Raw genomic sequence first — 13,143 nt, forward strand, 5'->3', positions numbered from 1 at the left:
TCTCTGTCACTCGAGTTGCAGCCCGAAATGCCGCAGCGCCTCGCTGTAGGATGCCGCCGGGTTTCGCACGTCGAACAGCACCGTGCGCATGTTGCACGCAGCGGCGCCCGTGATGTTGCGGCGCTGGTCGTCGACGAAGACGCAATCTTCTGCCCCCAGCGCCAGTTCGTCCAGCACGCTTTGATAGGCGCGCCGATCGGGTTTCAGGATCCCGGTATGGGTCGCGTCGACGATGGTCTCGAAGCGCTTGAGGATGGGCAGACGAGTGCGGAAGTCGGCGCCGTAGAACAGGTCGAGCTCGTTCGAGAGGATGGCGAGCCGGAACCCGGCGTCGGCGGCGAGGGTGATCGCACGCGCCGCTTCGGGGCGGATCACGGTTTCGGGGTCGGCACCGCGCGCGCGTTTCACAAAAGTCTCCATGTCGCGCCAGTCTTCACCGAGCATGCGACCGACCTCGCGGCTGCGGGTCAGCCAGTAGTCGCGTTCCGAAATCTCGCCACGCTGCATCGCCGTCCAGAGCGGATCACTGTCGGGGGCGAACGGTCCGAGCCATTTCAGCGTGCACGGTGCGAGCCCGAGCGTGCGCTCGGTCAGGTCATGGGTCTCGAACAGCGTCTTCGAGATCACGCCACCGAAGTCGAGCACCAGCGCCTGGGCGAGCGGACGGGTCATGCGGCCGCCGTGCTGCGGCCGGGGCGGACGATGCCGGCTGCGACCCATCGGTCGAAGATGCCGAGCACCGTTTCATTGAATGCCGCGCTATTGATGTGATCCTCGATCTCGTGCAGCTCGACCGGTGCCTGGACCGCCGAGCGCATCGCGTCGACAAAGGCGGCGAGGGCGCCGGGATCGTGCAGAGCCTCGCCCTCGCGGTCCCATTGCTGGATGCCACCGGTGGGCAGCACGAAGGCAACCGGCGCGCTGGCTTGGGCCAGCTTCTCGGCAATCGCGCGCGCGATCCGCTGGCGATCGGCGGCGCCTGAAGTGGCCGACGCAAGCAGCCGGTTGTGCGCATGGAACGGACGATCCGACAGCTCCTTTGGAACGCCAAGCCATGCCGGGAAGTCGACCATATCGATCGCGCCGGGAGCGATGATCTGTGGAATCCCCGCTCTGCCGGCATTCTCCAGCCGGTCGGCGCCGGAATTGACCACCGAGCCGGTGAGCTGATTGGCGACCTCCTGCAGGCTGAGGTCCAGCACCGCGGCAAAGCCGCCTTGGGCCGCGATCGACTCCATCGCGCGTCCGCCCATGCCGGTGGTGTGGAAGACGACCACCTCATAGCCGCGGCGCTCGAGCTGCGGCTTGAGCTCGACCATGTAGTGCAGGCAGCTCTTGCCAAGCGACGTGATCGCAACGACCGGCCGGTCCCGGTTGGGCTTGATCGCGCTCCTGGCTGCGCCGACGATCGCGCCGCAGGCTTGCGACAGCACGGCCATGCAGGTGCCGTTGAGGCCATAGAGGCCGCCGGCCCACAGGATCATCATCAAATCGGCCGCGACGCGCTCCGGCGGGATCAGATGCGAGAATGCGACGGTCGAGACGATCAGCTTCGGCAGGCCGAGCGGCAGCGCCTGCGCGACGTCCAGCGCAAGGTCGGTTCCCATCGTGCCGCCGATGGCGATCACGCCGTCGATGGCATCGCTGTCAGCGAGCTCGCGGGCCAGGCTTGCGGCGCCGATCGCCATCAGCGACATCGCGGAGTTCTCGTCGCCGCTTGATGCAATCGCCTCGATCGTGGTCTGCGCGGCGGCGGCCACCGCGTGCTTGTCATGCGCCGGCTGGTACGGCGGATCGCCGAGCACGCTGATGTCCATCATGATCGTCCTGCCGCCGGCACGGGCGATGCACTCGCCCATGAACAGCAGTTCGTCGGCCTTGGTGTCTCCCGTTCCGATCAGGAGAATGCGGGGCTGCGTAATCTCAGGCATGACCTTGTCAGTGTTCGCCCGCAGGCGTGAATGATGGTGGGCGACGGGTTTTGCACCGAGCGTGCTGGACGTTCGGCCATCGTGCAATCACGCTATGAGCGCGCCGGCTGCGGTGACATCCACCTATCGGTTGATTGCTGTCAAAGCCTTGATTTGGCGAGGATTGCACCATGCCCGCGGTCCCGGTCGGGAGCCGCATTTTGTCATCGTCACAATGATCTCGCATGCAGCAAGCCCAGATCGATCGATATCGCTCGGCCGTCATTCCGGCCCAACAGCTCTTCATCGGCGGCCGCACCGCGCAGGCGGTCAGCGAGGCACGGCTCGATGTCGTGTCGCCGATCGACGGCAAGCTGTTGACGAGCATTGCCGACGGCGATGCGGCCGACGTCGACCTTGCGGTGAGGCAAGCGCGGCGGGTCTTCGAGCAGCGAAGCTGGTCGCGCGCGGCGCCGGCGCAGCGCAAGAACGTGCTGCTGCGGTTAGCCGATCTCATCGAGCAGCACGCGCTCGAGATCGCGGTGCTCGGTGTGCGGGACAACGGCACCGAGATCAGCATGGCCTACAAGGCCGAGCCGCTGTCGGCGGCGGGCACGATCCGCTACTACGCCGAAGCGATCGACAAGATATATGGCGAGATCGCACCGACCTCAGGCGACGTGCTCGGGCTCGTGCATCGCGAACCGCTCGGCGTCGTCGGCGTGATCGTGCCGTGGAACTTCCCGCTGATGATCGGTGCGTGGAAGATCGGTCCTGCGCTGGCCGCCGGAAATTCGGTCGTGGTCAAGCCGCCGGAGCTCGCGTCGCTCACGCTGCTGCGGCTTGCCGAACTCGCGACGGAGGCGGGTTTGCCGGACGGTGTGCTCAACGTCGTCACCGGCCGCGGCGCATCGGCCGGCGAGGCGCTGGCGCTGCATATGGATGTCGACGTGCTTGCCTTCACCGGCTCGGGTGCAGTGGGCCGGCGCCTCTTGGAATGCTCGGCGCGATCGAACCTGAAGCGCGTCCATCTCGAGCTTGGTGGCAAGTCGCCCAACATCGTGTTCGCCGATGTACCCGACATCAAGCATGCGGCCAAGGTCTCGGCCAACGGCATCTTCCGCAACTCCGGCCAGGTCTGCGTCGCCGGCTCGCGGCTGCTGGTGCAGTCCGCGATCTATGATCGTTTCATGGATGAACTGCTCGATGACACCGCGAAGCTCAGGGTCGGCGATCCCCTCGAATTGACCTCGGACATCGGCGCTATTTCGAGTAAGGTGCAGTTGCGCAAGAATCTGGACGCCGTTGCCCGCGCTGAAGCGCAGGGCGCGAAGCGGATGACGGGCGGCGAGCAGATCCGCGTCGAGAGCGGCGGCAACTTCATGGCGCCGGCGATCCTCACCGAGGTGACGCCGGCGATGGAGGTCTGGCGCGAGGAGGTGTTCGGCCCGGTGCTGTCGGTCACGCGGTTCGACGGCGAGGACGATGCCACAGCGCTTGCCAATGCGACGCCCTATGGACTTGCATCGGCGGTGTGGACCGGAAGCCTCTCGACCGCGCATCGCATGGTGCGCGCCATCAGGGCCGGTGTCGTGCATGTCAACGCCTATGGCGGCGCCGACATCACGGTACCGCTCGGTGGCTTCAAGCAATCCGGCTTCGGACGCGACAAGTCCCTCCACGCCCTCGACGCCTATACCGACCTCAAGACCGCCTGGATCGCGCTATGACATCTGCAACTGCTGAACGCACCGGCATTTTGAATCGATTGCTCGACGCCGAGCAGGAGCGCTTTCGGGCGCTGCATCCGCGATCGGCGGCGGCGTGGCAGGAAGGCAGACAGCACTACCTTTATGGCGGCCCGTCGCACTGGATGCGGCGCTGGGCCGGTGGCTTTCCGGTCTATGCCGAGCAAGCGAATGGCGCGCATATCAGGGACATCGACGGACGCGACTATGTTGATTTCTGTCTCGGCGACACCGGCGGCATGTGCGGGCACGCGCCCGAGGCGGTGACGGAGGCTGCGCTCGCTCAGCTCAAGCGTGGTGCGACCATGATGCTGCCGACGGAGGACAGTATCTGGGTCGGTGCCGAGCTATCGCGCCGTTTCGGTCCGAAATACTGGACGCTGACGACGTCGGCGACCGACGCCAACCGCGCTGCGATCCGTATCTCGCGCATGATCACCGGCCGGCGCAAGGTGCTGGTGTTCTCCGGCTGCTATCATGGCGGCGTCGAGGAAGCGCATGTCGAGATCCGCGACGGCCGGGTCGGCCTGCGCAACATGATCCACCCCAACGGCATCGACCATGATGCCGTGAGCCGGGTCGTCGAGTTCAATGATGTTGCCGCGCTCGAGGCGGCGCTTGCGCATGGCGACGTCGCCTGCGTGCTGACCGAGCCGCTGATGACGAATTTCGGCATGATCCCGGTCGATCCTGGTTTTCACCGGGCGTTGCGCGACTTGACCCGCCGCGCCGGCACTGTCCTCATCATCGACGAGACCCATACGCTGTCCTGCGGACCGGGCGGCTACACGCAGAGCCACGGGCTCGAGCCCGACATCTTCGTCGCGGGCAAGGCGATCGCGGGCGGCATCCCGGCCGGCATCTTCGGCCTCAGCGAGGAGATCGCCGAGCGGCTCTGGGAGCTCGTTCCCCATGTCAATCCGCGCCAGCGGCAGTCCGCGCATCTCGGATTCGGCGGCACGCTCGCCGGCAACGCGTTGACGGTTGCCACCATGCGCGCGGTGCTGGAGAAGGTGCTGACCTCTGCGAACTACGAGCGGATGATCGGAACCGCAACGTGGCTCGCGCAGGAAGCGCGCCGGTTGATCGAAGCGGCCGGTCTGCCCTGGCACGTCACCCAGATCGGCGCGCGCGCCGAGATCATGTTCATGCCGAAGCCGCCGCGCAGCGGCGCCGACGTCATTGCCGGGAGACAACCCGATCTCGAGACCTTGCTGCATGCGTTCTACATGAACGAAGGCATTCTGGTGACGCCGTTTCATACCATGCTGCTGATGTGTCCGGCGACGTCGGCCCGGGACGTGGACAAGCACACGGCGGTGTTCGCGCAGTTCAACGATCTCGTGAAAGGGGCGGGAGCAATCTGATGCAGGCGCCTCCGTTCAATCTTGACGGTCGGGTCGCCATCGTCACCGGCGGCGGCAGGGGGATCGGCGCAGCCATCGTGACGAGGCTTGCGCAGGCCGGCGCGACCGTGGTGATCGCCAACCGGACGCTCGATGTGGCAGAGGCGCTGGCGCGTGAACTGGCGGCCGATGGACGGTCGGTGCATTGCATCCCGTTCGACCGGCTCGACCGGAGTAGCTTGCGTGCGATGGTTGACGGTGTCGCAGCCAAATACGACCGGCTCGACATCGTCGTGCACAATGCCGGCGGTTGCCCGTGGGCTTCGCTCGAGGAGCTTGATGAAGCCAAGCTCGATGAGACGCTGGCGCTGAACCTGAACGCCAGCATCTGGCTCGCGCAGGCCGCAGCTCCGCATATGCGCGCCGCCAGGTTCGGGCGCATTCTCATAACGTCCTCGGTATCCGCGCGTGTCGCAATGGGCGGCGGCGCGCATTACTCGGCGGCGAAGGCCGGGGTGAACGCGTTCATTCGCGGCGCTGCGTTCGAGCTCGCGCGCGCCGGCATCACGGTCAACGGTGTCGAGGCCGGCTTCATCGAGAAGCCCGGCCGCGGCACCATGAGCGCGCCGGAGAACAAGGCCAAACTCGAACGCTTCATTCCGATGGGACGCATGGGGAGTGCCGACGACATCGCCTGCGCGATGCTCTATCTCGCGTCCACCGAAGCCAGATACGTCACCGGGCAGACCATTGTCGTCGACGGCGGCTCGACGCTGCCGGAAACCGGATTTGCCGTTGAACGGCAGTGGAGGCTCTAAATGCCGCGGCTGGACGGAAAGACGGCGCTGGTGACCGGCGCGGCCACCGGGATCGGCCGGGCCACGGCGGTGCTGCTGGCGTTGAGCGGCGCGCGCGTCGTGCTGTTCGGCCTCGGCGACGCCGAGCTTCAGGCCGCTGCGGCCGAGTGCGGCGGGCAGGCGATCCATGGTGACGTCACCCGGCCGGACGACGTTGCGAGGGCCGTCACCGCCTGCGGCGCGTGGCTCGATATCGTCGTCAACGCCGCCGGACTGATCGTGCCGGATCAGCCTGCAAGCGTGTCTGACGAGGTCTGGGCCAGGACGCTTGATGTCAACCTCACCGGGACCATGCGGATCTGTCGCGCATCCTTGCCGCTGTTGCGGCAGCGCGGGGGAGCGATCGTGAACGTCGCCTCCGTTGCCGCGTTCAATGCCAGCCCGGATAGCGCAAGTTACGCTGCCAGCAAGGCGGCCGTCGTCGCCTATACGCGTTCGCTGGCCTACGCACACGGCGCCGACGGCATCCGCGCCAACGCGGTCGCGCCCGGCTGGGTGCGGACGCCGATGAGCGCCTATGAAATGCAATTGCTCGCAGACCAGAACGGCACCACACCCGATGCCGAGTTTCGCGGCGTCGAACGGCGGATCGCCTTGGGACGGATGGCCGAGCCCGCCGAGATCGCGGCGTGCTGCCTGTTCCTGGCCTCCGACGAGGCGTCCTTCGTGACTGGTGCGGTGCTGGTCGCCGATGGCGGCGGCCGCTCGCCGACACAGAATCGCGCCGTCTAGAGCCTCGTTCCGATTAAATCGGAACGAGGCTCCAGATTTTTGTTTTGACGCGTTTTCTTCACGCGAACCGGGATCCACTTCGCTCGAAAACGCTCTGGAACAGTCGATCGGCGCCGGAGTGCAGCGGCCGATACCTTGATAAGGACCGGTGGATTTGGCACTCTCGTGCCGTCACGTCATTTCGATCGAGGGACGTTATGAACAAGTCATTTTCTGTGATCATTGCCGCGGCAGCTTCAATCTTCGTGCTGTCGTCGACGGCGGCGAAATGCGGCGACTATCCGTTTGGCGATCCGCCGTACCGGCTGGACTATGTGCAGGAGCCGCAGATTGAATCTGGCTGTTGGAAATGGAATTGGCAGCTGTACCAGTGGCAGGACCACTGCCCGGTCTACGTCTATCCGAAGGCCTATATGTTTTCGCGCTCGTCGCGCGTCGTGCTCCACACCAAAGGGTGAGGAACTGCCCGGCGGTCTAGAGTGCGCCGCGTCACATCAGGCGACGCGGAGCGCGCACTGAAGCGCGATCGCGCTTCAGCTTTCTTGTTTGAGCATGATCTCCGCGCAAACGCTTAGCGATTGTCGCGAGGGAAAACCGCTTCGCACTTTTCCGGATCATGCTTCACGAGTGCGCGATGCTGCACGCCACCTGGTGGTGCTTGCCGAAGTTGAGCAGCGCATTTTCCCGGAAGCCATCCAGCCAGACGCCACGGCCGGCATAGCGATAGCCGACGCCCATCGGCACGTGCCGCACATGGATGCCGCCACGGCTGGTGAGCAGGGAGGCCGTGACCACTTCGCCCTCGACCGACACAGCGCGCGGGCACAGCGGATACTGATGGCCGTTCTCGCAGGTGAACACGATCTCGGTGCAGGTGCCGACTGGTGCCTTCGTGACCAGGCCGAGATCCGCGGCAGTCGCTTGCCGGGAAGTGCCCGACAGCGCTGCGCCCAAAGCCAAAATGCCCGCGACCATGTAGCCAATTCGAATACGCATCTGCGCCCCCTCGTCCAGCGATAGGCAAAGCAATTGAGAAAAAGTATCTCGCGCAAAATGAGCAAAAAAGTCTCCTAGGTCAAACCTGTGGCAGAGGCAGGCACAGGGTTCGAGCGCCGAGTGTTGCAAGTTTGCTGCAGTGGAACGGAATTAGGTTGAAGGCAGCCGTGCTGCGACAACGCGCCTTTGCTGGCCACAATTGGCCTGCAAGTGGTGGAGCGGTTGAGTTGTTTCGTGGGACTGCTTCAAGAGCCTGACCGGATCGCATCGCGAACGGGTTTCGGACGAACATCGGGGGTTGGGAATGAACTTCCGTGGTGCCATTGCAGGTTCGCTGCTCACCTTGATGGTTATCCCGGCGTCGTCGCTGATGGCGCATGCGCAGGCACCATCCCCTCAACCGGCGAGCGGCCGGGACGCTGCGGCTCAGCCCGCTCAACCCTTCTCCGGCCCCAGCTTCCGCAAGGGCTTGTGGCGCTTTATCCGAACGCTCGACGTCGTCAGGACCGCCAACAAGAACTTCAAGTATCGGGTGGTCAACGCAGAGACGACGCGCTGTGTCGATCCGACCTTCGCGATGAAGGCGACCTTTGCGCCGGATCCGGTCGGAAACTGCGTCTCGGACAAGCCCGAAAAAGTCGGCAATCAGTACACCTTAGGGCACCGATGCGATTACATGGGCGCGGTCAGCACCGTCATCACCGTGCGGAGCGACGAGGCATATACCGAGCTGAACGAGGTCAGCACCGGAGAGCATCCCAAGACCGACATGGTCGTCGCGACGAGGATCGGCGACTGCGATGACGGAGGTGCAGCCAACTCCGAAAAGTCGACTCCGGCGCGTTTGCAGCACTAGGTTGGCGATCAGCCAGGGAAGCTGGCAGGCAAGCTTGCCGGCATCAGCCCGCGGGCGGCTGAGGTGCTAGCTTGATTTGCGACCGGTCTGGACTGGGCCGGCACATAGCGGCGTGCATCCGACAGCGAAGATCCTCAACCAAAAGGGCGAGCATTTACTCGACCTTAACGCGAAGTGTTCTGGAATGAAGTGAGGTTGGGCGTGCTTCAAGTGATAGTCACGCGATGCGCATCATGCGGCCGATGAGGATTCAACAAATGACGTCGCGTGAGGGCTTCGGGCAGTCGAAGGTCTTCGCATGCATGCTTGGCGTAGTGATCGCGCTTTCCGTGTCCATGCTTGCCTCCCATGGCGCGGTGGCCGACGACGGCTTCAACGGACCGACTTTCCGGAAAGGCATGTGGCGTTTCGTGCGGACGATGGAGCTCGTGTCGCCGTCGAACGTGCGGCAAAAGCTGCTCGAGCGCGAAATGACCCGCTGTGTCGACCCGACTCAGGCGATGAAGGCAACGTTCTCGTCCCCATCGATCGGAAATTGCCGTTCTTCGAGGCCGGAGAAGATCAGCAACAAGTACGTGTTTTCCAACCGGTGCGACTATATGGGGCCGGTCAGCACCGTCATCACGGTTCTGAGCGACGAGGCCTACATCGAGGTCAATGAAGTTCACGGCCAGGCGCCGAGGATGGATCGGGTGGTCGCCCGTCGGATCAGCGATTGCCACGAGGACAAGGCTTCGCTTGGCCAGCCAGCAGCAGCACCGAGCGAGGTCTCGCGCGAGCTGGGGCAGGAGACGGCTGAAGGCGATCCGCTCTGAGGCGGAGTTTCAGGCCCGGAGCGGCTGGACGTCGATGGGGCGAGGTCGTCGGTCGCGTTAGATCTTTTGCTGGCCGCCAGGCCCGCTCACCTTGACTGTGATCTTCTGAATTTCGGTGCGGCCGCCCTGGTACTTGACCTCGATGGTCATGGCGTCATCGCCGAGAAATTCGGGTGGCGCCTTGTAGAAGGCGACATAGGCGGGCACCTCGAGCGCCAGGCAGGCCTTGTAATTGGTCGCCTTGGCCTTCGCCGTCTTCACCACGACCTTTCCGGCGGCCGGTGGCGTGACCAGACGGATGGTCGGCAGCGGCCCCGACGTGCAATCAGGTAACACGTTGAGATAGATGCCGATTTGAGTGTCTCGGTTGGCCAGAGCCTGAACCTGGCGCTCGACGGTGGTCTCCCGCGGGACTGGTTGTTGTGGGGCTTGCGCGGCCGCCGCGCCGAAAGAACCGTAAATCAAAATAGCGGCACACGCCTGAAGAATCACCCGCATCGACCGCTCCAAATCGCCGGCAAGGGCGAACAGGGCCGGGCAAATACTGCCTTTCGACCAAGTCAGGCGGGCTAAACCATTGTTCTCGCAGCCCCGGCCTGTTCGATCTTTACCACACTCCCAGGGAAAGCATTGATTAACCAAATACATTTCTTGACCAGGGGGGAGGGTTAACAATAGCCTAAAACTAAATTTTTCTACAATTTTTCCTCTAATCGCATTTTGCGGAGCTGATAATGCAGGGTTCGTTTCAGGTCGCTCAGGCTACCGGCACCGGCAATTCCACCAATTCGGCTCCCGTAAGAATTTACACGCTGACGAAGCCGCTGACCGATCAGGCGGTCGTCGTCAATCTTGGATACGACCAGAAAGCGAAGATCGACTTCTCGGCGATCGCCAAGGAGAAGATCACGCTGGTTCATATCGGCGAAAAGCTGATCATCCTGTTCGACAACCAGTCGACCGTCACGGTTGAGCCGTTCTTCGACTCCCGCGCGGATGGTCAGAGCAACGTCACGATCGAGATGGCGCCCGGTCGCGACGTCTCCGTCCAGGAATTCGCAAGCCTGTTCCCGATCAGCACGGACTCATCGGTGTTGCCGGCAGCCGACAATGGCGGCGCGACCGGCAACGCGCAGGCGAGCGGTGCGAACTTCAGTCCGTTCGTGGTTGATGCGCTTGGTCCTGTCGGCACCAACGTCTTGGCTGGGCCGGAAACGCTGCCCAATTTCACCGACACGCCGCCGACCGGTACCGCCCTCCCGCAGTCGTCTACTCCTGCTGCCCCCACTATTTCCTTGGGCGCCGCGCCGGATCTGGCGGTGGACGAGAGCTTCCTGACCATTGCGACCAACGGGATCGCCGGCTCCGGACTGGGACCCGCAGGATCGACCGTGGCGACGGGGCTGATCCCGTTCTCGATCACTGTGCCCGGAGGCGAGAAGTCGCTGACCTTCGCGCTGTCGATCAGCGCGCCAGGCGTCGATACCGGTTTGATCGATTCGCAGACCGGCAACCACGTGTTCCTATTCGTCGAGAACGGACAGGTCGTTGGCAGGGAAGGAGGTCAGAACGGCCTCGCTGACTTCACGATCTCCGTGGATGCGACTGGCCACATCACGCTCACCGATCTGCGCGCGATGCACCAAGGGACCGGCGAGGTCGGAGGTGACATCAGCGAAGGCGTGCATTTGCCTGCCGGGATGGTCACGCTGACGGCGACGGTGACGGACAACAGCAACCAGACCGGTACCGCGACCGCCGATGTCGGTCCGCATCTGACGTTCCTGGACGATGGTCCGGCGATCTCGCTGAGCGGAACGACGAGCTCGTTGAACACGTTCGAAGCCTATCTGTCGGCCGCGACCAACGCGGGCATCAACGGCTCGACGCCGGATGCGTCGCCGACGCAGGGTCATACGCTGGACAAGGAGAACTTCGCCAACGCGCTCACAGTCGTGACCGGCGCCGACGGCGGAACCACCGCCTATGCGCTGAGCATTGCCGGTAACGGCACGGCGACCAACCTGATCGACAGCAACTCCGGTCTCGGCGTCGTGCTGGACCAGAGCGGCAACACCATCTCCGGCTATGTGGCCGGCCACGAGGGCCAGGTCGCCTGGCTGGTGTTCACACTGACGATCAACCCGGCAACGGGCGACGTGACGTTGACGCAGGACCGTGCGGTGCACGAGAACACCGCGTCGAGCCCGGACACCCATGAGGGCATCAGCCTGACCAATGGCCTGGTGACGCTGACGGCGACCGTGACCGACAAGGACGGCGATACGGCGAGCCAGAAGCTCGACCTCAGCTCGCATGTGACGTTCCACGACGACGGTCCGTCGATCTCGCTGAACGAGACGGTGGCTTCGCTGAACACGTTCGAAGCCTATCTATCGGCTTCAACCAATGCCGGCGTCAACGGCTCGACGCCGGATCTGGTGCCGACCCAGGGCCATACGCTCGATAACGAGAGCTTCGCCGGTTCGTTCACGGTGAAGGCAGGCGCGGACGGCGGCACCACGGCCTATGCGCTGAGCATCGCGGGCAACGGCACCGCGAGCAACCTGATCGATAGTGCTTCCGGTCTTGGCGTCGTGCTCGACCAGAGCGGCAGCACCATCTCGGGCTATGTGACCGGCCATGAGGGCCAGGCAGCCTGGCTGGTGTTCACGCTGACGGTCGACCCGGCGACGGGCAATGTGACGCTGACGCAGGATCGCGCGGTGCACGAGAACACCGCGTCGAGCCCGGACACCCATGAGGGCATCAGCCTGACCAATGGCCTGGTGACGCTGACGGCGACGGTGACCGACAAGGACGGCGACAGCGCCAGCCAGCACATCGATCTCAGCTCGCATGTGACGTTCCACGACGACGGTCCGTCGATCTCGCTGAGCGGGACGGTGGCTTCGCTGAACACCTATGAGGCCTATCTGTCGGCCTCGACCAATGCCGGCATCAACGGCTCGACGCCGGACCTGGTGCCGACCCAGGGTCATGCGCTGGACCAGGAGAGCTTCGCCGGCGCGTTCAATGTGGTGACCGGCGCCGACGGCGGAACCACCGCCTATGCGCTGAGCATTGCAGCCAACGGCACCACGAGCAACCTGATCGATAGTGCTTCCGGTCTCGGCGTCGTGCTCGACCAGAGCGGCAACACGATCTCGGGCTATGTGACCGGCCACGAGGGCCAGGCAGCTTGGTTGGTGTTCACGCTGACGGTCGACCCGGCGACGGGCAATGTGACGCTGACGCAGGATCGCGCGGTGCACGAGCTCACCGCGTCGAGCCCGGACACTCATGAGGGCATCAGCCTGACCGGCGGCCTGGTGACGCTGACGGCGACGGCGACCGACAAGGACGGCGATACGGCGAGCCAGAAGCTCGACCTCAGCTCGCACGTCACGTTCCACGACGACGGTCCGTCGATCTCGCTGAGCGGGACGGTGGCTTCGCTGAACACCTATGAGGCCTATCTGTCGGCTTCGACCAACGCCGGCATCAACGGCTCGACGCCGGATCTGGTGCCGACCCAGGGTCATGCGCTGGACCAGGAGAGCTTCGCCGGTGCGTTCAATGTGGTGACCGGTGCCGACGGCGGAACGACCGCCTATGCGCTGAGCATTGCCGCCAACGGCACGACGTCCAATCTGATCGACAGCGCCTCCGGTCTTGCGGTGGTGCTGGACCAGACCGGCAACACGGTGTCCGGCTATGTGACCGGCCATGACAATGATGCGGCGTGGCTGGTGTTCACGCTGACGGTCGATCCGGCAACGGGCAATGTGACGCTGACGCAGGACCGCGCGGTGCACGAGAACACCGCGTCGAGCCCGGACACCCATGAGGGCATCAGCCTGACCGGCGGCCTGGTGACGCT

The 13,143-nt window shown here is 64.4% G+C and carries 12 protein-coding genes; 8 read left to right on the forward strand and 4 right to left on the reverse strand.

All coding sequences use genetic code 11. The features are described 5' to 3' along the window. Window positions 1-6: 6 nt before the first annotated feature. Both FNJ47_RS15495 and FNJ47_RS15500 read right to left on the reverse strand, forming a co-directional pair. Window positions 7-672 (reverse strand): HAD family hydrolase, encoded by a 666-nt coding sequence (locus FNJ47_RS15495; protein ID WP_163154483.1) that lies wholly within the window; start codon window positions 670-672, stop codon window positions 7-9. Continuing rightward, window positions 669-1,931, reverse strand: coding sequence for a Tm-1-like ATP-binding domain-containing protein (locus FNJ47_RS15500; RefSeq protein ID WP_163154485.1), 1,263 nt, complete (start codon window positions 1,929-1,931; stop codon window positions 669-671). The genes FNJ47_RS15495 and FNJ47_RS15500 overlap by 4 nt, the downstream gene beginning before the upstream one ends. A gap of 224 nt (window positions 1,932-2,155) precedes the next feature. Here FNJ47_RS15500 and FNJ47_RS15505 point away from each other — a divergent pair, with 224 nt between their 5' ends. From FNJ47_RS15505 to FNJ47_RS15525, 5 genes are all read left to right on the forward strand, one after another. Further along, complete coding sequence (locus FNJ47_RS15505) at window positions 2,156-3,640, forward strand: aldehyde dehydrogenase (protein ID WP_163154487.1); 1,485 nt, start codon at window positions 2,156-2,158, stop codon at window positions 3,638-3,640. Further along, a complete protein-coding gene (locus tag FNJ47_RS15510; protein WP_163154489.1) occupies window positions 3,637-5,025 on the forward strand; it encodes a transaminase in 1,389 nt (462 codons plus the stop codon). Before FNJ47_RS15505 ends, FNJ47_RS15510 begins: the two co-directional genes overlap by 4 nt. Then, on the forward strand, window positions 5,025-5,822 hold the full coding sequence (locus tag FNJ47_RS15515; protein WP_163154491.1) for an SDR family oxidoreductase: 798 nt from the start codon (window positions 5,025-5,027) through the stop codon (window positions 5,820-5,822). The genes FNJ47_RS15510 and FNJ47_RS15515 overlap by 1 nt, the downstream gene beginning before the upstream one ends. After that, a complete protein-coding gene (locus FNJ47_RS15520) occupies window positions 5,823-6,593 on the forward strand; it encodes an SDR family NAD(P)-dependent oxidoreductase (RefSeq protein WP_163154493.1) in 771 nt (256 codons plus the stop codon). It begins immediately after the preceding gene. Window positions 6,594-6,790: 197 nt separating this feature from the next. Then, window positions 6,791-7,051: a hypothetical protein gene (locus tag FNJ47_RS15525; protein ID WP_163154495.1), complete on the forward strand. Its 261-nt coding sequence runs from the start codon at window positions 6,791-6,793 to the stop codon at window positions 7,049-7,051. Between the two features lie 163 nt (window positions 7,052-7,214). Here FNJ47_RS15525 and FNJ47_RS15530 read toward each other — a convergent pair whose 3' ends face one another. Continuing rightward, window positions 7,215-7,589 (reverse strand): hypothetical protein, encoded by a 375-nt coding sequence (locus FNJ47_RS15530; RefSeq protein WP_163154497.1) that lies wholly within the window; start codon window positions 7,587-7,589, stop codon window positions 7,215-7,217. 304 nt (window positions 7,590-7,893) lie between these two features. Between FNJ47_RS15530 and FNJ47_RS15535 the strand changes: the two genes are divergently transcribed. Next, complete coding sequence (locus FNJ47_RS15535; protein WP_163154499.1) at window positions 7,894-8,445, forward strand: DUF3617 domain-containing protein; 552 nt, start codon at window positions 7,894-7,896, stop codon at window positions 8,443-8,445. Between the two features lie 257 nt (window positions 8,446-8,702). Then, window positions 8,703-9,260: a DUF3617 domain-containing protein gene (locus FNJ47_RS15540; protein WP_163154501.1), complete on the forward strand. Its 558-nt coding sequence runs from the start codon at window positions 8,703-8,705 to the stop codon at window positions 9,258-9,260. A gap of 57 nt (window positions 9,261-9,317) precedes the next feature. Here the strand turns inward: FNJ47_RS15540 and FNJ47_RS51240 are convergent, their stop codons facing one another. Then, on the reverse strand, window positions 9,318-9,758 hold the full coding sequence (locus FNJ47_RS51240) for a hypothetical protein (RefSeq protein ID WP_235999901.1): 441 nt from the start codon (window positions 9,756-9,758) through the stop codon (window positions 9,318-9,320). A gap of 236 nt (window positions 9,759-9,994) precedes the next feature. Here FNJ47_RS51240 and FNJ47_RS15550 point away from each other — a divergent pair. Continuing rightward, on the forward strand, window positions 9,995-13,143 hold a 3,149-nt coding region (locus tag FNJ47_RS15550; RefSeq protein WP_163154503.1), incomplete at its 3' end, for a DUF5801 repeats-in-toxin domain-containing protein.

The organism is Bradyrhizobium uaiense (genome assembly GCF_010811875.1).
Classification (GTDB): Bacteria; Pseudomonadota; Alphaproteobacteria; order Rhizobiales; family Xanthobacteraceae; genus Bradyrhizobium; species Bradyrhizobium uaiense.